The 22,072-nt window shown below is 42.6% G+C and carries 20 protein-coding genes; 13 read left to right on the top strand and 7 right to left on the bottom strand.

What is annotated here, in order from left to right:
- Nucleotides 1-73: 73 nt before the first annotated feature.
- From fliG to LEP1GSC058_RS13980, 6 genes are all read left to right on the top strand, one after another.
- The gene (gene fliG / locus LEP1GSC058_RS14005) at nt 74-1,087 is read left to right on the top strand and encodes a flagellar motor switch protein FliG (protein ID WP_016550410.1); all 1,014 of its coding nucleotides are present in this window, start codon (nt 74-76) and stop codon (nt 1,085-1,087) included.
- Between the two features lie 10 nt (nt 1,088-1,097).
- A complete protein-coding gene (locus tag LEP1GSC058_RS14000) occupies nt 1,098-3,302 on the top strand; it encodes an adenylate/guanylate cyclase domain-containing protein (RefSeq protein ID WP_016549494.1) in 2,205 nt (734 codons plus the stop codon).
- A 312-nt stretch (nt 3,303-3,614) separates the two neighbouring features.
- Nucleotides 3,615-3,914 carry a hypothetical protein gene (locus LEP1GSC058_RS20525; protein WP_232224695.1) on the top strand — a complete coding sequence of 100 codons (300 nt, stop codon included), beginning with the start codon at nt 3,615-3,617 and terminating at the stop codon, nt 3,912-3,914.
- On the top strand, nt 3,911-5,101 hold the full coding sequence (locus tag LEP1GSC058_RS13990) for an LIC10025 family lipoprotein (RefSeq protein ID WP_016551008.1): 1,191 nt from the start codon (nt 3,911-3,913) through the stop codon (nt 5,099-5,101). The genes LEP1GSC058_RS20525 and LEP1GSC058_RS13990 overlap by 4 nt, the downstream gene beginning before the upstream one ends.
- Before the next feature lie 199 nt (nt 5,102-5,300).
- The gene (locus LEP1GSC058_RS13985) at nt 5,301-5,999 is read left to right on the top strand and encodes a urate hydroxylase PuuD (protein ID WP_039948401.1); all 699 of its coding nucleotides are present in this window, start codon (nt 5,301-5,303) and stop codon (nt 5,997-5,999) included.
- A gap of 11 nt (nt 6,000-6,010) precedes the next feature.
- Nucleotides 6,011-6,397, top strand: a complete 387-nt coding sequence (locus tag LEP1GSC058_RS13980) for a c-type cytochrome (protein WP_016550206.1) — start codon at nt 6,011-6,013, stop codon at nt 6,395-6,397.
- 63 nt (nt 6,398-6,460) lie between these two features.
- Here the strand turns inward: LEP1GSC058_RS13980 and LEP1GSC058_RS13975 are convergent, their stop codons facing one another.
- From LEP1GSC058_RS13975 to LEP1GSC058_RS13965, 3 genes are read right to left on the bottom strand one after another with little or no spacing between them, the layout of a single operon-like run.
- Entirely contained in the window at nt 6,461-7,306 is an 846-nt protein-coding gene (locus LEP1GSC058_RS13975; protein ID WP_016549677.1) for an inositol monophosphatase family protein, read from the bottom strand.
- Nucleotides 7,307-7,327: 21 nt separating this feature from the next.
- Nucleotides 7,328-8,278: an LIC_10030 family protein gene (locus tag LEP1GSC058_RS13970; RefSeq protein ID WP_016550380.1), complete on the bottom strand. Its 951-nt coding sequence runs from the start codon at nt 8,276-8,278 to the stop codon at nt 7,328-7,330.
- Nucleotides 8,275-10,254, bottom strand: a complete 1,980-nt coding sequence (locus LEP1GSC058_RS13965) for a beta-galactosidase (RefSeq protein WP_016550625.1) — start codon at nt 10,252-10,254, stop codon at nt 8,275-8,277. Before LEP1GSC058_RS13965 ends, LEP1GSC058_RS13970 begins: the two co-directional genes overlap by 4 nt.
- Nucleotides 10,255-10,422: 168 nt before the next feature.
- Between LEP1GSC058_RS13965 and LEP1GSC058_RS13960 the strand changes: the two genes are divergently transcribed.
- From LEP1GSC058_RS13960 to LEP1GSC058_RS13930, 7 genes are all read left to right on the top strand, one after another.
- Nucleotides 10,423-11,280, top strand: coding sequence for an Hsp33 family molecular chaperone HslO (locus LEP1GSC058_RS13960; RefSeq protein WP_016550686.1), 858 nt, complete (start codon nt 10,423-10,425; stop codon nt 11,278-11,280).
- 8 nt (nt 11,281-11,288) lie between these two features.
- Nucleotides 11,289-11,855, top strand: a complete 567-nt coding sequence (gene tsaE / locus LEP1GSC058_RS13955; RefSeq protein WP_016550080.1) for a tRNA (adenosine(37)-N6)-threonylcarbamoyltransferase complex ATPase subunit type 1 TsaE — start codon at nt 11,289-11,291, stop codon at nt 11,853-11,855.
- Nucleotides 11,852-12,541 (top strand): tRNA (adenosine(37)-N6)-threonylcarbamoyltransferase complex dimerization subunit type 1 TsaB, encoded by a 690-nt coding sequence (tsaB, locus tag LEP1GSC058_RS13950; RefSeq protein ID WP_016550078.1) that lies wholly within the window; start codon nt 11,852-11,854, stop codon nt 12,539-12,541. The genes tsaE and tsaB overlap by 4 nt, the downstream gene beginning before the upstream one ends.
- Nucleotides 12,542-13,143: 602 nt before the next feature.
- Nucleotides 13,144-15,402, top strand: coding sequence for a ribonuclease R family protein (locus LEP1GSC058_RS13945; RefSeq protein WP_408605704.1), 2,259 nt, complete (start codon nt 13,144-13,146; stop codon nt 15,400-15,402).
- Nucleotides 15,403-15,483: 81 nt separating this feature from the next.
- Entirely contained in the window at nt 15,484-15,987 is a 504-nt protein-coding gene (locus tag LEP1GSC058_RS13940; protein WP_016549804.1) for a hypothetical protein, read from the top strand.
- A gap of 4 nt (nt 15,988-15,991) precedes the next feature.
- Nucleotides 15,992-17,605 (top strand): GMC family oxidoreductase N-terminal domain-containing protein, encoded by a 1,614-nt coding sequence (locus tag LEP1GSC058_RS13935; protein WP_016550575.1) that lies wholly within the window; start codon nt 15,992-15,994, stop codon nt 17,603-17,605.
- A gap of 60 nt (nt 17,606-17,665) precedes the next feature.
- Nucleotides 17,666-19,240 carry a tetratricopeptide repeat protein gene (locus tag LEP1GSC058_RS13930; RefSeq protein WP_016550494.1) on the top strand — a complete coding sequence of 525 codons (1,575 nt, stop codon included), beginning with the start codon at nt 17,666-17,668 and terminating at the stop codon, nt 19,238-19,240.
- Between the two features lie 9 nt (nt 19,241-19,249).
- On the opposite strand, the gene LEP1GSC058_RS13925 is transcribed toward LEP1GSC058_RS13930, so the two are convergent.
- The 4 genes from LEP1GSC058_RS13925 to LEP1GSC058_RS13910 are packed head-to-tail and all read right to left on the bottom strand — an operon-like array spanning nt 19,250 to nt 21,945.
- The gene (locus LEP1GSC058_RS13925; protein WP_016549528.1) at nt 19,250-19,978 is read right to left on the bottom strand and encodes a type I 3-dehydroquinate dehydratase; all 729 of its coding nucleotides are present in this window, start codon (nt 19,976-19,978) and stop codon (nt 19,250-19,252) included.
- A 12-nt stretch (nt 19,979-19,990) separates the two neighbouring features.
- Complete coding sequence (locus tag LEP1GSC058_RS13920) at nt 19,991-20,959, bottom strand: KpsF/GutQ family sugar-phosphate isomerase (protein WP_016550092.1); 969 nt, start codon at nt 20,957-20,959, stop codon at nt 19,991-19,993.
- Nucleotides 20,934-21,482, bottom strand: coding sequence for a UpxY family transcription antiterminator (locus tag LEP1GSC058_RS13915; RefSeq protein ID WP_016550878.1), 549 nt, complete (start codon nt 21,480-21,482; stop codon nt 20,934-20,936). Before LEP1GSC058_RS13915 ends, LEP1GSC058_RS13920 begins: the two co-directional genes overlap by 26 nt.
- Entirely contained in the window at nt 21,475-21,945 is a 471-nt protein-coding gene (locus LEP1GSC058_RS13910) for an LIC_10042 family TonB-like protein (protein WP_039948399.1), read from the bottom strand. Before LEP1GSC058_RS13910 ends, LEP1GSC058_RS13915 begins: the two co-directional genes overlap by 8 nt.
- Nucleotides 21,946-22,072: the final 127 nt, after the last annotated feature.

The following is a 22,072-nucleotide window of genomic DNA, read 5'->3' as shown; positions in this document are numbered from 1 at the left end:
GCCATTCCATAAGAAAAATCTTTGCCTTGAAAATACTCGCTTTTGCCGATAATATCTTTTAGGAACCGAGACAGTGCTAAATAAGAAGACTACGCTAACAGGCAGACAGAAAGCGGCTATCTTTTTAATTGCCGTAGGCTCCGACGTATCGTCAGAAATCTTTAAGCATCTTAGAGAAGACGAAATCGAACAAATCACGTTTGAAATCGCCCGACTGGATAAGATCACTCCCGAAGATAAAGAGAAAGTTCTCGTAGAATTTAACGAGCTTATGATGGCTCAGGAATTCATCTCGAACGGAGGTATCGATTTTGCCCGCGGTCTTTTGGAGAAAGCCTTAGGAAATCAGAAGGCGATCGACATTATCAATAGGCTAACTTCGAGTCTGCAAGTTCGCCCCTTCGACTTTATTCGAAGAACGGATCCTCAGCATCTTTTAAACTTCATTCAGAACGAACACCCTCAGACCATCGCACTTATTCTTTCTTATTTAGATCCGCAAAAGGCTTCGAATATTCTTTCCAATCTACCTCATACGATTCAGGCGGAAGTCGCAAAACGAATCGCCACGATGGACCGTGTTTCTCCCGACGTATTACGGGAAGTAGAAAGGGTTCTGGAGCGGAAACTATCCACTCTCGCCAGCGAAGACTATACTTCGGCGGGAGGTATCGACTCTGTCGTTGAAATTCTAAACCTGGTCGACCGGGGAACGGAAAAGACCATTATCGAAGCGTTGGAAGAAGAAGATCCCGAGTTAGCGGAAGAGATTAAAAAAAGGATGTTCGTCTTCGAAGATATCGTTCTTCTCGACGACCGTGCTATTCAAAAGGTCTTGAGAGAAGTTGACAACTCGGATCTGGCAAAGGCGCTTAAGTCCGTCGATACGGAGGTCCAGGAAAAGATCTTTAAGAACATGTCCAAACGTGCGGCAAACTTATTGCGAGAAGATATGGATTTCATGGGGCCGATCAGAATCAAAGACGTGGAAGACGCTCAGCAAAAGATCATAAATATTATCCGTAAACTGGAAGAATCCGGAGATATCGTTGTGGCTCGTGCTGGAGAAGACGAGCTAGTTATGTGAGGTCCCTAGTTTGGGCCAATTCATTTTCCGTAGATTAACATTCCTTCTTCTGCTTATTTTATTGATCGCACAATCCGGTTGTGCTCGGAGAAAAGATTATCCTTCTTTCGTTGATTTAGGAACTTTAAAGTGGGAAGGAGTCTGGATTACCCAACCAAAAGAGCCGGAGTCGGTTTCGACCGCTTCAACAAAATCGAAAAAACAGATTCCTACTTCAAGTCAAGGCGGGATTCAGTTATCTGTTTTTCCTCTCGCTTTTACAAAAATATTCCCTATTGAACCGGACTCGGGGCTTCATAAAGTGCAGGTGAAAGCCGCTTTCGAACTTGATAAGGATGAAAAGCTCATAAAAGTTCCCTCAGGAATTTACCTACCTGATATAGGAGAAAACTGGTCCATCGAACTTAACGGGATTTTGCTTAGGGAGGAACGGTTCGAAGCGGGCGACGGGGATATCTCTAAAAGACGATCTTTAAAAGGGTTAATTATTCCGCTCGGCTTCGGCATTCTGAAACCCGGGAAAAATGAAATAAAGATAACATTCCTAGGAAAAGCTCCCCTCACGAAATACGTGCCAAACGATCACTTCGGATTCTATCATGCCAGCGGGTTTAGAATTTCGACTTTGGAAGAGATATATGATTCCACATCTGAATACTTGGATATCTTTTTATTCGGGATCTATTTTATATTCGGTTTCTATCACGTACTATTCTATGTAACTCGAAGACAAGATCTATATTATTTATATTTCGGGTTTTTTTCACTTTTATCATCGATCTATTTTTATTCCACTTCGTACCATATATATCATAAATTCGTTAATTTACCTGGCGGTCCGGACACGAATTATTTTTATAGACTGGAATTTTCCAGTCTGATGCCGATCGTTCCCCTTTTTATGTTATTCATAAAAGATTTTTTCTATCAAAAAGAAGGAAAGTTTTGGACGATTCGTATATTTTGCGCCGCAAGCGCGATTTTCTTTATCGCCACTTGGATTCTTCCTTTTGAATTTCTTTTATCTACTCTTCGGCTGTTTCAGTTTCTGCTGATTCCGATGTTATTGTACGTTTTGTTTTTTTCCTTTCAAGCCATTCAAAGAAAGAAGCCTGATTCTATTAAACTAGCTACAGGAATCTGCATCTGCGTTGTCTTTGGCATTTGGGATACGTTGGACGCGATATATAAAATAATCGGTATTCATTACCCGTATTTTAAGATCGCTTACTCTACATTCATCATAATCATTATTAGTCTGTTGGTATCGAGATACGTAAGTCTTTACCGGGAATCTCAGAGATTAAACTTGGAAATCTCTCAGCAGAGAGACGCTTTTTACCGTTTCGTTCCATCCGAATTTATTTCTATTTTGGATCGAAGAAGTCCGGTCGAAATCAAGATCGGGGATTCGCGTGAAAAGACAATGTCAGTATTTTTTGCGGACTTGAGAGGATACACATCCGTTTCCGAACGGCTAACCCCGGACGAGAATATAAAATACTTAAATAAATATTTCTCCGGTTTCGAGGATATTATCTATAAGAATGCGGGCTTTGTCGATAAGTATATCGGCGACGCTATCCTCGCCTTATTTTCAGACCATAGCGAACGTGCCGAAAAAGAAAGATTCAATTCTGCGGATAATGCTCTTCAATCCGCAATCGATATGGTTCGCTTCGTCGGGACGATCGATAACGGTGAAAACGGTCTGGCGGATCTCGGGATCGGAATTAATACCGGACCCTTGATTCTTGGCACGGTCGGAAGTGAAAGAAGAATCGATACGACTGTCGTAGGTGATACGGTAAATCTTTCATCAAGGGTTCAGAATTTAACGACTTTTTATAAGACAAAAATTCTGATCACTCATCATACTTATCTGCGCTTAAACCTTCTTTCAGATGTTAGAGCCAGAGAAATCGATACGGTCATAGTTAAAGGTAAGACTCAGCCGGTTATATTGTACGAAGTTTATGAAGCTGATCCTCCCGAACTTGCAGAATGGAAAGATGCAGCAAGATCAAAACTTACGGAAGGGATTATTTTATATAAAGTCGGAAATTTTAAGGAAGCCTTTTCGATTTTCCGCGAATTATATAAGGAAAAGCCGCTGGATAGCGTAGTTCGTTTATACGCTAAAAGAACCAAATTATTTTTAAACCAAGTCCCTTCAAACGATTGGGACGGCATTTTTAGGCTGCACCGCAAGTAATCCGTCCAGGAAAAAAATTTTCAAATCCGAATTCTTCGGGAACGTCTGAAAAAGACCTTCTGTCAAAGTAAAACAGTGTTTCGCTCGAAGCTAAATCGACTGCTCAGGATAGCTAGCCAGGCCGTTTGGTTAGCTTTGCTTTTTCCTGCTCTTCTTTCCTCAGAAGGAAACATCCCGAGATTTTCGCTAGAAGATCAAAATGGAAAAAAATTTTCCTCGGATTCGCTCAGCGGTAAGACATTCTTCCTTCTAGGCTGCGGCTTTCACGATATTGTAATTTGTAGAAAACACGGAAGGAAGATATACTGGAAGATGCAGACGCTGTTATCGGACGATGATAGTGTCGAATTTTTGGCATACTTAAATCTCCAATTGGCTCCAAAGCAGGTTCTTGATTATATTTCCGGAGAAAAGGAAAAGGATTATGAGAGCATATTGTTAGATAAAAAAGGGTCTCTTTCGGAGGGCTTGCAGGATGGTAGATCTTTTCTGAGAATATATTCGAGAAACGGATCCTTAATTCATAAGGAATACTTTACTGCGGTAGACGATTCTACCGTTAAGCGACTCTTCGAGTTCGTTAAAAAAGATAGGTTAAAAGGACGGAAATGAAATTTCTATATTTCCTTCCGATCATTACGCTATCTTTCGGCTGCGTTCAAAAAGATAAAATAGCAGCGGAATATTTTGAAAATTATTTTAGATACCAAGATTCGATTCGGAAAGATTTTAAAGAAGGATCCGTAAGTCGTATATTGTACGGAAATCCCGAACCCTCGGATGAAAACGAGTTCGTTCAAACAGGCGATTCTTTGACGATGGGAATGCGTCTCGTTAAAGAGGGTCAAATTTATCGGCCGGACATGCTCGGTTTTCCGCCGACGGTAACGCCGGATGCACCTTACGGTATTTTCGTCGAGGCAAGAAAACATTATTTCAGGGAACATCCGATTTATAAAATTAAAAGAGTTACCGAGATGATTTCTCCGGAATTAAGCGTTATCGATGTGCTACCCCATATAGAATCTTTTCTGGATCATATCCGCAATCCACTAGCGAGCGATTTGGCGAAGGTCTCCGCTCTCCAGGAATTTCTTTGTGCAAATCTAGAGTGCGACATGGTCCGGGATGAAAAGACGATCACACTCTCTTATACTGTCTCCGCTAAGACGAAAGAGAATTTTCCTTTGGCATATCAAAAATATGGAAAACGTTTAGAGCAAGCCGCCTTCCGTTTGCAATTGTTTCAACCCGGAGGGTTTTCCAACGGCTGGGAAATTTATAACGAAGGAAAAACGATTTATCTTAATATCCCTGATTCACCCAAGGGGTATTGGGCAAAACCCAAAAGTATTCACGCGCGATTTTACTTAACTCTAAGTACGTTCGGTCTAAAGATCGAGATTAGAGGGTTAGGTTACTCTCTTCGTTTTACTAGAGGCTCAAAAACGGATTCAGTTTCGGGACAATTTACGAAAATTCCCGAGACAAAAGTCGGCGGAAGGTTTCTTTCAATTTTTCCTCCCGGCTTCGTAAATATTTTTATTCCGGGTAATATGCAGGAATATTTTGAAAATTATTTTGAACTTTTGGTTAACGGCTCCGAAGGAAACGGAGGGAATAAGTTCGTATCAATTACGCATCGAAATGGGCGCAGAACTAAGGTAACTTTAACCTCCGAATCTGAAATCTTGCGGGAGCGGTTCCTACCGTTTAGATCGAAAGAAGAAGAGGATTCCCCGAGTTTCGTCTCGGCGTTCGAAAGGGCAATTGTGCAGGACTTAGGCGGGAAGAAATGAAAAATTGCGCTAGTCCTTATTCATATGCTATTTCGGAATTTCGAACGCAAACGGTTCCCGCTGATCCTTTCACATTGGAAAGGATTTCAATTTAGAAAGTTTCTAAAACTGCTTGACTTAGCTTCTTTTGAAACGAATCTATGAAGGGTTCGGTTTTCCAACTGAATCTTGAAATTTTTGAACTGTGAGCGGAGGAATCATGGAACTCGCCCTCTTTACCCAACAGGGTCTCTATTTTATAGTCAAATATATCCACTTTTTAGCGGGTATTACTTGGATTGGAATGTTGTACTATTTCAATTTCGTCCAAGGACCTTTTTTCAACGAAACTGATGCGGAAACGAAAAAAAACGCGACTCAAAAACTTGTCCCTAGGGCACTCTGGTGGTTCCGATGGGGAGCGATGATCACTTTCCTTTCAGGAATTATAATGATAGCCCTTGCTCTCGCGAACGGGATCCCGCATAATTCGCAGTGGGTGGTCGTAATTCTTGTAGGCGCCGTGTTCGGTACCATTATGTGGGCCAATGTTTGGTTCGTAATTTGGCCGAATCAGAAAGTAGTTATCGCAAAGGCGAAAGGTGAAACGACGGTTGATCCCGCGCCGAACGCAAATCGTGCATTCGTAGCGTCTAGAACCAATACTCTCTTTTCGATTCCGATGTTATTTGCGATGGGAGCGGCAAGAAATCTTCCGTTAGCTTATAGCCCGAATAAACTGGGACTTTTCTTAGGAATAATCGTGCTCATTATTCTGATTTTCGAAGTGAACGCATTGGTAGCGGATCAAAACGGTCAGACTGTAAAGCCGATTAAATCGGTAAAAGCCGTGATCACGAGCGGTGTAATTTTCTCGTTAGTCACCTATCTTTTAATGGAAGCGTTACTGACCGCGTAAGGATGAATAAAATGAATCGTTCCCATAACAACGGGTTCGGTAAAATGAGGGGCGGTTTTAACCGCCTTTCTTTTTTTGCCGGCATATTTAGTTTTTCTCTTATGATTTTTTTTATCGGTTGTAAAGGAGAAGAGAATCTTTCTCCGGAACAAAAACTATCGGCAAAAGGAAAAGGGATTTATATCGCGAATTGTACGGCTTGTCACAACCAAAATCCGAAGTTGGATGGACCGGTTGGACCTTCAGTTGCAAATTCTACGTTTGAACTGTTAAAGGTACGGATTCGGGACGGAGAGTATCCGCAAGGTTATAAGCCGAAACGAGAAAGTAAGCTGATGACCAAGTTTCCATTTAGCGATGAAGAAATCTCCGCGCTAGAGGTCTACTTGAAGCAATAATATGATCACAAAGAGAATCGATCGTTTCGATTCTCTTTCGTTTTTTGGAAGATCTTTTTTCCGTTAATTTCTTCCGATAGAGATTCGCACATTCCGCAAAATATCGATGATTTGTTTATGAATTTTTCCGTTGGACGCAACGACTTCCGCCTGGCCTGAAAGAAAATGTTTCCCTTGAAAATCCGTTAATTTTCCACCGGCTTCGGTAAGGATAACCGAGCTTGCAACAGTATCCCAGAGCTTAACTCCCTTTTCCCAAATCCCGTCCAATACGCCTTCCGCTACCCAGCAAGTATCTAAAACGAACGATCCGGTTCGTCTCATCGATCGACCGCAACTGATAAAGGCCGTGATGTCGGAAATCACTTCGTTCAGAATTTCTTTTCGATTTGTCGGGAAGCTGGATACTAGCAGGGATCGGGCCAAAGCGTCCGTATTTGAAACATCGATTCGCAGACCGTTCTTAAAAGCGCCTTGGCTAAGAATTGCGGAATATCTTGCATCCAATTCGGGAGCGAAGACAATCCCCGCTACGGGAGTTTCCCGGTGCTCTAATCCCACCGAGACTGCATACAAAGGAATTCCTCGGACAAAATTCATAGATCCGTCGATCGGATCGAGGACCCAACGAAAAGAATTACTGCCTTCGAATCTATAATAATCCTCCGAAATTATCGAATCAGCGGGAAAATTTTGACGAAGGAACTCGATTAAGAATTTTCCCATCAATTCATCGGCTTTCGTAATTCGCTCTTTTTCTTCGGCTTCGGTTACGATTCCAAAGACTCGAATTTCCTTTTGCAATTTTCGAGCGGATTCTAGAACCAAGCCTGAAATTGATTGAACGGATTTGATACGTTTCTTCACTTCTTCAAGTGGAAAATCTATCGGCGGGGCAAGTGATTCCATTGGCGTACGACTCGAATTAAGTTAGGTCCGTTCTTCCCTCAAGATCTTCCAAGCCATATTCCCGGAGGGGGACACGATTCGCTCCGATGTATACGAACGGAGCCAGGCATAGAGGGATTCCCGGGCGGATTCTTCAAGAGTCATATTGTCGGGTGTTAGCAAAAGATCAACAACTTGCCGAAAGGAAATAAAATCAAGGGCGATCTTCATGGAAGAACTTTCCAAAAAGCGAGCGGTTAAAGTTAAGTATTCGACCGCTAAAGGTTCGAAGATGCGCCCTAAAAGCCAATCCTTAGCGGTTATTCCAAGAGTTTCCGTAATGATCTTAATTTGCTTAGAATAATCGACTTCATCAAAAATTTCGGAATAAGTATGCCGAAAACTATCATGGTGCTCCGTTCCTACTTGGACCATAAACTCGGATTCGCTATACTTTCTCGGAAAAAAATCTACGGTTAGTCCGTCATCGAGTATCAAATAGTCCAACGGAACGACTCTTGCTAAGTAGTAGATTCTCTTAGTGTTAACCGACATAGTTCTTCCTTGCACCGCTTGGGCGACTATATCGGCCTTGTCAGCTCCACCTAGATACATTAGTTGAAAGCTGAGTACTAAAAGATAGGGAGGAAGATGTTTTTCCCAGTATTTAGGCGAATTTTCCCTAAAGAACTGATCTTCAGGGTAAAACGGTTTAACTAAAAAAAGTCTGTCGCTATCTCGTTTTGGTCTCGGTTCAGGCAGGACGAGGCAATTTGAAACTAGCTCCGGAACTAAATTTTTCGCGGTTTCTAAAAAGGAACGGGCAGCAGGAAAATCGACTTCAAAAACCGAGCAGGAAGGAAGAGTAAAATTTTCTTCGAATTCTATGTATGGAGTATGCAGGTTATCTACAAAAATCGAATGTTTGGAATTTCTTGCCGACGTTTCTCCCGCAAGTAAAGAATTCAGTTCGATAATCTCCTTTCGGTTCATGCTTTATTCCGCGGAGAAATTCGAACTTCGAACGGTTTTAATAGTTTCCATCCTGCAAAAGAATGTTTGCGGGAGTGATTCATAAGGATTTCATAATCTTTCATTTTCCCTTTTCGGAAAACTTTTTCCACATTCGGGCCGTAGAATGTAAACGGAACTCCTGCGCGACGGAGAATTCTTCTATAAAGCAGCATAAAGGAGATAGGATGCAGACTGGCCCCAATATATATGACGGATCCTTTTCCGAACCGGTTACAGGTTATCACAGGCTTTCCGGTATAGAATTTATTTCCATCGGTATATTTGGCCCAAACCTCCGCGGTTTCCGGTTCTAGAATTTCACATATTTTAGAACAAGTGCCTGGAAGAATTCTGAATCGAAATTTGACTCTTTGGTTGCCCACGGCTTCAAATTTTCTAACCCTGATTCCGGCCATATCCCGGAACGGGCCAGGCGCCTGCGAGTCCAGCATCCATCCATTTTTATCCTTAATACCGGTGCGATAACCGAGAACGAGAATGCCGCCGTTTCGCACATAATTTCGCAAATCTTCGACGACCCGGTTATCGACCATAGAGTATAAAGGGAGAACTACTACCTTGTATCGAGAGAGGTTAGTCGTGATGGCAGGTAGAAAATGAGTATTTACGTTTAGAACATTCAACCCCGCAAACCAAGTTGCCATTTCTATGTCATAACCGACCTGAGCAAATGGGACCGGAGAAAATTTTAATCCGGTTGAAACGGGTTGATGTTTGAAATTTCTTGCGTTATCGATATCGTGTAAGACCGCGACTTCCGCCGGAAAAGGTTCCGAAGCAAAATCCGATGCTTCGGGAAGGATTTCCGAGATACCGACCTGCAATTCGAAATATCTTTCCGTAAGAGATTTATCATGGTCTAAGATTCCGTAACAAAGCTGCTCCTGTCCATAGCGCGCCGTTCGATAGCGAAAGAAAACGATCTGTTCCGCTCCTTGAGCTATTGCCTGTTTCATCCAAAGCTTCGTTTGGCCGGGGGCCGGTAAATAGCCTAAGACATCATGTCCCTGAAATCCAGAGATTTGTTCCATAACCGTAAACGACTTATTTTTCAAACCTCTATTATATTGATGCATAGCAGATATGAAAGGATGCGGAAACGGTTCCTCTTGATCGCCCCAAGTCGGATAATTATCCCAAGAAACGTAATCCAAATTCGCAAAGAGTTCCGACATATCGACGACGGGAAGAAAAGGGCTCGGGTATAAGTTTGTAGTAAGATTTCTTCCCGGTGAATACTGTCTTAAAATCTTTGCCTGGAGATTTACAAAATCTACTACCGTATCCGAGTGAAAACGGTAAAAATCCTGGATCATTGAAGGATGATAGTTAGCCGAGATATGAGCTCCTGGGATCGGAATTTCATTCCAGTCACCGTACAAAACCCCCCAGAAAACGTTACCCCATGTTTCATTTAGATTCTTAATCGTTTTATATTTTTTCTTTAGCCAAAGCCGAAAAGCTCGCAGCGAAGTATCCGAATGATCGATATCGGAACCTTCATGTCCTATTTCATTGTCTATCTGCCAAGCGATCAGGGTCGGGTGCTTACCTAACGCCTGAGCCATCTTCGTTACGACTCGGATTACTGCGTTTCTATAATTGAGTGAAGAGAAACACGCCTGCCTTCTAGTTCCGATCGTACGCTGAATTCCATCCCGAACTTGCATGACGTCCGGATATTTTTTGGCCAACCAGGGAGGAAAGGTCGCCGTAGGAGTTCCTAGGATGACCTTCATATCAAACTTACCGACTAAATCCAGCATTCTTTCCCAGAAGGAAAAATCAAATTTTCCTTCCTTAGGTTCTATCATTCCCCAGGAAAATTCCGCGAGTCTAACGATTGAAAGACCCATGTCTTTCATGATGCGAAGGTCTTCTTCCCAATCTTTGGGAGTCCATTGTTCAGGGTAGTAATCTGCGCCGAATCTCATAGGTTCTATTATTAAATAAGTAGAGACGATCTTCGTAAAAAGGTACCCTTCTTTCCAGAAAGAAAACTGAGAATTAGGAGTTTATTACGGAAAAAATACTGTCTTTTCGATGCGATTCAGGGAGAATAGAACGGTGCAAGTTCTAATAGGACGATTCTAAAGCTTTTCATGGAAAATCGAGACTCTTACGTTTACGGCATTTTACCAGACGTTCATTTCCGCTACTCTGTGGCGGAAATTTCTTATGCGGTCACAGCTGCGTCACATCTTCATGGAATTGACGACACTGGTACCGAGCTTTTGGGTCGGACGATGCTTGCTGCATTCTTCCTTGCTGATCTTGTAAAGGAAGAAACCAAAGTAAGTGTTCAGATTCGTTTCTACGACGATTCTCAAATTCATTCTGTACTCGCTTATAGCACGCGCGATGGAAGAATGAAAGCGACTCTTCGTTACCGACCGGAAGAAGATATCGAAAAAGATCAAATTTCTGAAGAGAACTTGGGTATATTGAAGGTCTTTCGTTGGAGAAACGGCGAATGCATTTATCAATCGATTGTTCCGTTTCGAAACGTCAGTTTTGAAACGAATATCGAGAACTATCTCCGTGATTCCGAGCAAGTACCTTCGTTTTTAATCGCGTATTTCAAACAGGACGGATTGCATTGGAACGTAAGAGGAATTCTATTGCAGGCTCTGCCGGAAGCAAAGCCGGAACATGTTGAAGCGGTTCGCGAATGGGCCGGCGTGATCGAAGAAAAGAAATTCGAGTATTTAGGCACGGACGTAAAACAATGTCTATCTCTTCTCGGTAAACTCGGGAGCACTGAAGTTCAACTTTTAGAAGAAGGGCAACCGCAATACAAATGCGATTGTTCCGAACAAAAAATTAAAGAACTTATTCAGACTTTAGGAAAGGAAGAAGCGATGGATATCGCCGAAGAGCAAGGTCAAATAGAGGTAACTTGCGAGTTTTGTAATTCTATATATCGCTTTCCAAAGGATCAAGTCCTGGAGCTCTTCTAAAGGAGACGATGCGCAAAGAGTACGATAATATCAGTCTTGATGCTTTAAATATCCCCGCTCGCTGTCTTGCAAAATCTGTCGAAACGGTGTGGAAACTGGGAAAGTATCCCGTGGTTCTGCTTTCAGGAAAAATGGGTTCGGGAAAGACGACTTTCGTATCATACTTCGTTCGAAATCTTTGTAAAGAACTCGGGGCGAACGTCGAATCATTATCGATATTTGTAAATTCTCCAACTTACACTTTCTTGAACGAATATCCGCTACCTATAATTCGAAATGCAATAGGAGAATTTTTAAGCATTTATCATTTCGATTTATATCGGTTATCGGACGAGGCCGACACGGACGATTTAGGATTTTACGATTATTGGGGACGCCAAGGAATTTGTTTGGTTGAATGGTGGGAACGAGCCGGAGAGAATTTTACCTCGCTTCCATTTGCAATCCAAGTTAAGATAGAAGAAAACACGGAAGAAACTCGTAACCTTAGCATTGAATGGAACGGTAGCGGCTGGAAACGGTTCGAACCGGACTTACATCTTATTTTGAAAGAAGAAAAAGAGGAAGTCGGATGAAAAAGATCCTTTTCTTTGATGCAACAAATCGATGGATATTAGTTGAATCTTATCTTCTGTCTCCCGAAGGTGAACTGATAGTAGTACAGAAATACCAAGGACTTCATCAGAGAGAATCGTCGCAGCGATTGGTTCGGGAGATAAAAACATGTCTGGAAGAATCCGGATGGAATTCGCCCGATCTTATCGTGACGGCGATCGGACCCGGATCGTTTACAGGAATCAGGATTTCGGTATCAACTGCCAGGAATCTTGCTCAAATCTGGAGAATTCCCGTATTAGGTTTTGATAGCTTGGACGTATATTCCGCTCATTATTTTCAAGAAAGCGGAACGGCGGCAATCGTTGCGATCGAGGCTAAACAAAGTAAGATCTATTTTGCCATAAGAGATCAAAGCGGGTTTTGGGGAAGTATCGACGTGCTTCCCGCTGAAATTGCCGAAACCATTCCCGAGGATAGATTATCCTCCTATCTAACGGGGATCCGTTACTCGGATTGTCCGGATTTTTATCACGGCGAGAATGTGGAGAATATTCTTCCTTCATCCGAGGCTCTCCTTCGTGAAAGAAAGGAAGAAATAAAAAGAGCGATTTTAGAGCCGGAAGAATTTTCTTTCCTCCGTCTCGTTCCCAATTATATCCGCGGAACGTACGCGGATGAGAAACATAAGGTATTTTTTAAATGAAGAAAACAAAGAAAAAAACGGCCGACACAAAGCCGTCCAAAAAGAAAGTCACACAGCCCGCAGTTAAAAAGAGCGCTAAAGGGAAACCACCGGTAGTAGCATCTCGTCGGCCGTCTCGAAAACAAGGTTCGTCCGAAAAGCGGCAAAGCAAGCAGCAAATTGAACACGTCGATCTTCCCGAATTGTCGGCGGAAGAGGAACGCAAAATTAAAGAAGCGTTCAAGGCTCGAATCAAAGGCCACTCAAAGAAAGAAAAAAGTAAGGAAGAACGAGAACGGGACGAAAGAATTTCCCGCGAAGGTTTGGCGGAACGAAAACGTATGGAGGCTCGGAGCAAAGCTAGAGCCCAAGGACGAATCGCGGCGGAAAAACTTGCTAGGAAACAGGAGCAGCAACACTCTTCTCAAGAAATTCAGAAAATAGAAGAGGAGCGATCGGGGCGAGATAAGCAGGATGTGCGGGTTAAGTCTTCCAAAATCGAGAAGAAGCCCAAACATGAAAAATCGTCCGATGAGCGAAACCACCGCCGTTCCTCTGAAGTTAGAGATAAAAAAGAGATTGTAGCGAGCAAAGAAGCGGACTTAAAACCGAAACATAGCGGCGTGGATCGTCATGAAGATCGACCGAATCGATCGCATTCAAAAAAAGAAACGCATATTCCAGGATACGATCAAAAGAGGTTCAGCCGGAATTTTGGGAATCAGGATTGGGAGAGAGAAAACGAACCTAGTAAAAAATTACTGAAATACTTTCGTGCAAAAGCGGGAAAGGTTCTTTCTTTTCATGAGACATTGTCGCGGCTAGGGGAAAAAGCCGGACCTAAAAAGAAAAAATTCAGAAAAGAAAAATGGGAAGCGCAAGAAACCAAACGTTCCGCCGAAGAGTATCTAACTTTATTTGAAAAAGAAGGACTTATCGAAATTCAAGGCAAAAACATACTCGTGCATCCCGACCAGACCTTAGAGGGGACCATCTCGCTAAGTAAGAAAGGGGACGGTTTCGTTAAACTAACCACCGGCACGGAAATTTTCGTTCCTTCCCAATATACTGCCACAGCAATTCAAGGGGATACCGTTCAAATTTTACCGACCGGAATGGGACGAAAGGGAAAATTGGAAGGCGAGGTGGTCTCGGTTCTTCGTAGAGGAAGAGAACTCTATAGGATGAAGGTCACGGAAAAATCCGATAAATTCATAATAGGAACTTTCTTGGACATGGATGGAGAAGGAAAAGAATCATTCCTTCCTCGAAAAAGTTTGTTACAAGACATCCAAGATGAAATCAAACTCGGCGACGTTCTTGTCGTTAGTTTAAAGGAAGAAAATAACCACGAAAGAAATCTTTACGAGGCCCATTTTATTCGTTTTGAATCGGATACGAAAGAAGACGTCGATTTGCTGCGAATGTTGATGAAGTATAATTTCAAAATTCAATATCCGGACGATGTCGAGCTAGATTCCCTTCCGGAGGAAGTGAGTGAAGCGTCGGTCTCCGATTGGGGTTCCCGAGTAGATTTGCGAAATTTAAAATGCATTACAATCGACGGCGAATATTCGAAAGATTTTGACGATGCGATTTCTTTCGAAACAGAAGGGAAGCGAATTCGATTCTATGTACATATTGCGGATGTCGCGAATTACGTCGAACCTGGCTCACCGCTGGATGTGGAAGCATACACTCGCGCTACTTCTGTTTATATGGGAAGCAGAGTCGTTCCGATGCTTCCGCCAGAATTATCGGAAAACCTTTGTAGCTTAGTTGCAGCCAAGAATCGACTTGCCTTTACGGTAGAAATGGATGCCGATTGGCAGGGAAACATTACGCACGCTAAATTTTATAAATCAATAATTAAAGTAGCGGAAAGATATACGTACAATCGCGCGGAAAAGGAAATCTTGGAAGGCGGTCCGGAAAATTGGATCGGAAAAATGATGAGCTTTGCCAACGTTCTTCGGGAAAGGAGACTCGCCGAAGGCAGAGTGGACTTAAATCTGAAAGAAACGAAAGTAATTACGGATAACGAGCACAATATTATAGAAATTGCAACCGTAGAAAGACTAAAGGCCCATATTCTTATCGAGGAATTTATGCTTTCCGCAAACATTAAGGTGGCCGAATTCATACGTAAAAAGAAACGCCCTACACTTTATCGAGTTCATGAACCGATGGATGCGGAGAAGCTCGATAGTCTGAACGCTTTTCTTAGTTTGAACGGAATTAATGCCCAATTAAAAGATACTAGCTACGAATCGATAAAGAACGTTCTAAGCGTAATTAGCGGTAGTCACGCTGAACGGCTGTTTAATATTTCTTTGCTAAGAAGTTTTATGCAGGCATATTACTCAGGTGAACAATTAGGGCATTGGGGGTTAGGGTTCAAAGATTATTGTCATTTTACTTCCCCGATTCGGAGATATCCCGATTTAGTCTGTCATCGAGTTTTACAGAGCATTCTCTTGGATGAAGAGAATTTGTATAATGATGAAGACATTAAAATTATGAGTCTTCACACATCGCACGAGGAGCGCAAGGCCGCGGATGCCGAGCGGGATTACTATAAGCTTAAAGCGTGTCGTTTTTTGGAAAAAACCGGAATTCAAGAATTTACCGCAACTCTTACGGGGTTCAAGTCGGCGGTTGCTTTTGTCGATTTGGATGCGCCGATGGTCGAGGCAATCATCCCCGCTTTGGAATTCACGGATGAAGGTGAATTGATACTGGAAAACGACTTCTCTTTCTATTCTAAAAAATATTCAAAACTCTTCACTCTTGGCGAACAGCTTTCGGTAGAATTGGATCGAATCGATTTTGAAGAGATTAGAATCTATGTTAAGCTTAAAAAATTTCAAAAGAAAGGGTAGACAAAGGATTCGAAAGAAATTAGAACATTCGTTACAATAAATTTTCTGTTTTCGAACACGAGGTTTCGGAGGTATAGCTAATTGGAATCTTTGTTATCTGAAAAGATCTCGCGTAACGTTTTTCTAAAATTCTTATGGAAGAGTGCCGCCATATCGGCGGTAGTCCTTCCCCAAGCATCTTGCGGCGGCGAGCCGGTGCCCCAATTAAAGGGGCTTTCGGCGTCTCAATACCACGCATTTCGGTCCTTGCAGGAAGTATTTTTACAGGGGAATCCTTTGCCTGATTTCGATTTGGGTATAGCGGCCGACCAATACATTTACGGCCATCCATATCCGATCGAAACGGAATCCACACTTCAATTGCTCGCTTTTTTGCCTACGTCCACGCTAGTCGCGTTGGCATTGGATTTTTCATTCACGCCTCTTGCCAGTCTCTCAAAGGAAAACAGGGAAAAGCGGCTTCTCTCCTGGAAGCAATCCTCTCTTTCTTTAAAGCGCGGAGCATATAATATTATGCGCCAACTTTCCTTTTTCTTGGTCTCCAAGGAGAAGAGTTTTCAACAACTCGTAGGATACGAAGGATAAATTCATGGGCGGAATTCCAGCAGCAAACGATAGCATTCTCACTCCAAATAAACAGGCAGATTTCCTAAATCGGCAAGGTATAAAGGACGGGGTCTGGAATGTTAAGACAGATGTGGTAATTATAGGTTCCGGAGCGGGAGGCGCCGTGGCAGCGGCTACCTTAGCTAAAGCGGGATGGAAAGTTTTGCTAATCGAAGAGGGTTCCTATTTCACGCCTGCAAAGTTTTCAGGAGATGAATTTATTTCGCAGGCACGATTGTATAGGGATGCGGGTTTTATAGTTACTGAAGAGCAAACGATCTCGATACTTCAAGGAAAAACGTTGGGCGGGTCTACCACTGTGAATTGGCAGACTTCGCTTTATCCGCCGACGTACGTTACGGACGAATGGGATAAACGATTCGGATTAAAAGGATACGGCCGTGAGGAGATGAATGATATCATTTCCGAAGTACACGAGCGGGTCGGTGTCCATGAAGTTCCCGGAAATCTGATAAATGCAAATAATAGTATTTTAATGAAGGGCGGAAAAGCCTTAGGGTTACATCCGGAAGTTCTGAAAAATAATAATATAGGCTGTATAGGTTTGGGTCGATGCGGGTTAGGCTGTCCAATCAATGCTAAACAATCAGCTTTCTTGACTTGGATTCCGGATGCGATCGAAGCCGGCGCAACCGTCGTTCCGAATATGAGAGCACAATACATTAAGGACGGAGCAATCAAGACCGTCGTTGCCGAATTCGCACCCGATGCCTACGAGAAAGCGCCTGATAAAGTAATTCAAAAAATGGTAATAGAAGCACCAGTGGTTATTTTGAGCGCCGGGGCGATCGAAGGTCCCGCGTTGTTGCAAAGATCGGGCTTAGGGAACGATTGGGTAGGTCGGAATCTTAAACTTCATCCGACGAGCACGAACTTTGCCCTATTCGATGAGAAGATCAATATGTTTTCCGGACCCCCGCAGTCGGCAGTTATTAAAGACGGTCATAACCAAAACGGGACCGGCTACGGATTTTGGCTTGAGGTGGCGCCGTTTCGGCCGACTCTTGCGAGCTCGTTAGTACCGTTTTACGGTAAAAATCAATTCGATATACTTAAGAAGTATCCCCACATGAATGCGGGTATCGTCCTTGTCCGCGATGGGGCTGACGGTGAGGCAAATGCCTCCGTAAAATGGTCCTTAGGTAGGAGAAAGGTTTACTTTGAACTTACACCTACGGATGGAAAGAACCTATTGAAGGGCATAAAAATGCTGGCAGAGGTTCAGGCGGCAGCGGGAGCTAAGGCGATCGTCTTCCCGTTCCCGGATATCCAGGAGCCGGTACCTGTTGAAAAAAGTAGCAAGTTTGATTGGGTTTTGGAAAAGAGTATCGAACCTGGCCGCCTTTCGGTAGGTTCGGCACACCCTCACGGATCAATTCAGGCGGCCGATTCTCCAGAAAAAGGCGCAGTCGATCCGAATTTCGAGCTCTACGGACATAAAAACATCTTCGTAATGGACGCTTCTGTCTATCCGACAGGGCTTTCCGTAAATCCCCAAATAACTACGATGAGCGTTAATTTGCGTGCGGCAAGAGCGTTAGCTTCACGCAAGTCTGAAGTTTTGGGAAATAATTAATTCCAGTCCGGCGAAGAGAATTCCACTTTATCAAGGAAGCTCTTCGCTAAAACTGGATATATGTCCGATCGGTTTTTTCTCCATTCGCGACGATCTTCAATCTTTAATTTAGCTTCGAGGTATTCTATCGTTCGGAGCTTGATCTACTTTTCCCTGTTTATCGTATCAATTTCCCTATTTGCCGATTTGAAGGAAGGGAAAAAGGCGTATTCCCGAAAGGATTATACTGAGGCGCTTAAGCAATTTCAAAAATACAACGATAACAATCCGAGTTCAGGCGAAGCTTGGATGTATATGGGTTATATATACGAGAGCAGAAAGGATTATTCCAAATCCATTCAAGCCTTTAAAAAGGCCGTTTCGTTAAGTCTTCCTAAGAAGGACCTTATTAATTGTTATACGAAAATAATTCTCTATTATAATTATCATCGGGAATACGGTGAAGTCATCACTTACGCGAATCGTCTTTTAAAAATCGCACCGGACTTGAATCATATTCAAAAAATGAAGATTGCAGCCGAGGAACGACATTCCAGCGGCGGACGACCTTCTCGTCCGGTCGTTCGTGAAGAAAGTGACGAACAGGAGAGCGTAGCCTCGCTGGAAAAAAAGCTTCGTCAAGATCCGAATAATAAGAATCTCAAATGGCAATTATCGCTCGCGTACTATAATGAAAAAGAATTTGGCAAATCGGAGAGTATTCTTTCCGAGCTAGTGAAGGAAGAACCGGAAAACATAGAATACGGCTATAAGTACGGAGCTCTATTAGTGAGGATCGCTAAATACGACGAAGCGCTGAATATTTTAAATAGAATAGAGTCAAAGATTCCTCCTGAACGGGAAAAGTTACTTTATTTTACTCATTTGACCCAAGCGGCAGCATTCCATAAAAAAAGAAATTTTGAAGAAGCGACGAAATACTATCGGAAAGCGTATGCAAACAAACAAACCGTACTGCCTCTGATCGGACTTACGAAAATAAAGTGGCAAGTTAAAGATTGCGAAAACGCGATTAAGACGGCTGAGAAGGCCCTTGAATTCGGTGAGAAGACAAGAGAAATAAAAATGTATATAGGACTCTGCAAGATTCAAGAGGGTAAAAAGGATGAGGGTTACGAGATCTTAAAGGAAATCGCGACATCGATTGAAAAGGAAAACCCGAATCTACAGAATCTTCCTGAAGTGTATAATGACGGGATTCTAAAATTAGCCCGCTACTATACGAATGCAGGACAATACGGTAAGGCTTTACGTTACTTCCACTCAGTCGAACCGGACGAGGAAGAAGAAAGAGAATATCGATTCTACTTAGGGAAAGCGTACTTTTACACCGGCTCACCTGAAAAGGCCATTGTTCTTTTGGAGAAGATAGAGAATTCTTCAAATGCGTATTTTCTCTTAGCAAAATGTTATGCGCGCTTAGGAAACGTCGATAAAGTGATGGCAAACGTAAAAAAGGCCGCCGAACTTAACCAGTCTTTATGGAACTCTGCGGAAAAAGAAAAGGAATTCAAAAAATTCGAAGATGATGATGCATTTAAGAAATTTTTGAATACAAGAGCTGGAACTCGAACCGTTGATCCGCCAAGCGCTCAGTTAAATCATCAGGATCGAAACGAAGTAGAAACGGATTAACCGGCGCGTTTAGAATTTCCCATTTCTTTCATGTAGAAGTGTTTTCAAATTAATTTGTCCCGGCGCTTTTGGTTCGCCTAAACACGTGTAGGTAAAACGAGAGCCGAGTCCTTCCGGAAAAATTCTATCCTTTCTGCCGCGCTCACCCATCAGGATACTGCAATAGCCCAGACGCGGACTTTGTTTTTGCACAAGCCTAGAAATTTTTAAACTGGACTTTCTGAATTCTTCGACATCGGATTCATTGTTTGGCATAACGGCAATTTTTAGGATCCGGTCGAAAGGAAGGTCCATTTGCTTTGCTCCTAAAGATTCTTCCGCTACCGTTCGAAAGTAAAATTCTAGTTCTTCAAGTCCTAAAATACCCGCGAAAGAATGAATAGATTGAACGATTCCGAAATCGGCTTCATCAACGTTTGCAAAAATCGAATTATCCTTATCTAACTCCAAATCCAGATAATGTTTTCCGTTGTTCAAATCTTTCAAAAGGGGAGCTACGTCTTCCTGAGTCCATAACGACTTCGCCTTTAAACTAGAATCTTCAGGCTGCCGATATGTAAGAATCGTGTGCGCCTTTAATCCGTCTATTGCTTCCGAGATTGCTTTTGCTTTGCCCTGGGAATTTTGGAATAAATCCAAACGAATCTCAAGAAAGTCGGCTGCAGGGAGTTCCTTTAAATTGAAAAACTCCTCTTCATCGAGCGTGAGAATAATGAAGATTTTTTCCGAATCTACCATCGCTTAGAACCGTCATAATCCTTTTTGCAATAGATCGTGAATCGATACGATTCCCAAAAGTCTTCCATTTGCTGAAATAATCGGCGCAACGGAAATCGGTCTTTCCCGTCTTTCCATCGATTGAAGGACATCGAAAGCCATTGTGCCGCTTTCGAAACAGGAAGGTTTCGAATTCATTATATCGGAAGCCTTCGATTCCTTATGGAATTTGCCGTCTTTTAAAAGTTTGCGGATATCGTAGTCGGTTATAAACCCAAGTAAAATTTCCTTATCATCAACAACCGCGGTGGCTCCCAAAAGTTTAGCCGTAATTTCGGAAAGGATCGTTTCCAATCGGGTATCGGGAAGAACTTTGGCAATTTTATCCCCCTTTCTCATAACGTCGTCGACTTTTAGAGATAATCTTTTTCCTAGCCTACCGGCCGGATGGTACAAAGCAAAGTCTTCCTTTTGGAAGTTTCTCATTTCCATTAATGCCATCGCTATCGCATCACCGAGCATAAGTGCAATAGTGGTACTAGAAGTGGGAGCAAGTTCCAGCGGGCATGCTTCTTTCAAGACCGGAGTCAAAACGACTAGATCGCTGTCCTCGGCCAGCCTTGATTGAGAATTTGCCGTTAAACTTATCAAGATCGCACCTAAATTCTTAATCGTAGGTATTAAATTCAATAGCTCTTCGCTTTCACCGCTTTTTCCGATCGCCAGCACAACGTCTCCTTCGGCAACAATTCCCGCATCACCATGCGCGGCATCGGAAGGATGTAGAAAGAAGGCAGGAGTACCGGTGGAAGAAAGAGTGGAGGCAATTTTCTTTCCTACATCACCCGACTTTCCTACACCGGTAACTACTACTTTACCCTTTGCGGAATAAATTAACTCGACCGCTTTTTCTACATTCGAATCCAGATTTTCTCGGAAATATTGAATCGATTCGATTTCTATATCTAAGGCTTTCTTAACTTTGTCTAGCGTTTCGCCCAATTTTATTCTCCTCTTCAATTTCGATGGACTCAGGATCAATATCGATTGCGACACTGGATTGAATTCCTGCAATCGTAACCTTGACAGTCACAGAATTAACCTTTCGTAATACAATTGCTCGATATCCTTTGAAAGGCCCCTTAGTAATTAAAACTTTGTTTCCGGCTTCCATTTTCTCTTCATTCTTGATTTGTAAACGTTCCGGAAATTGGTTCACAAATATTTTGACGAGATTTATATCTTCCTCGGAGACCGGTAAGGGAATTCCAGCTACGGAAAGTAAATGATGCGCACCAGGCGTTTGAAGTACTCGAATTTTTTCCGTCTTTAGGTCGATTTTTACGAATACGTAAGAAGCAAAGACAGGCTGATGAATTGTTTTTATCCGATCCGACCAAACTTTCTTTACCGGAATTAAAGGTAAAAAGTTTTCTATTCCTTTTTTCTCCAACTCTTTTGCGAGTTTTTTCTCGGAGCGGGAAAAAGTATAGATAGCGTACCATGATTTGCCTGGATCAGTCATTCGTCTCGATTCGGAAAGATACCGGAATAGTGATAACGGTACCTTCTTTTAATTGAAATTTCCACCGATAAACGGACTTTCTAAACTGGGTTTCGAAAATCTGGTATCGACAAGGGCGAATCGTCGTGACTTTTCTGGCCTCGCCGTCCCGACCTATCTCGACATTCCACGTACAATCGGATTCTAATCTTTGCTCCAATGCTTCAGGAGGAAAATGAATTTCGTTCTTGAATTTTTCAACCTCAAACGCTTCCGTTCCGGCATCCCTTTTTTGATCGGATACTGGGAGTCCGGATCCAAGATTCGCCGGAATCGAGAAGCGCAAGTTAGGAATACTTCCTCTGCTCAGATGTAATTGAACTGAGTCAAGATTGCCCAAACTAGCTTGACTGAAAAACGGAAATCCGCCTGCCAATAATAGATGAACAATCGTCGATAGGAATATGCTCGAACGAAAATTCATGACCTTTTCTTCCAGGGAAAAATCAAAGGTCCGAATTGGCAACTCCTTGCCGGATGCATTAAACTGACAAGATCAACGTTTGAAAAGTATCCGATTTCTTCTTGAACGTAATTTTTTCCAAAAGTAG

Source organism: Leptospira fainei serovar Hurstbridge str. BUT 6 (assembly GCF_000306235.2).
Taxonomy (GTDB): domain Bacteria; phylum Spirochaetota; class Leptospiria; order Leptospirales; family Leptospiraceae; genus Leptospira_B; species Leptospira_B fainei.
The sequence above is the reverse complement of the archived record's forward strand: the minus strand, read 5'-3'. Positions and strand labels throughout refer to the sequence as shown.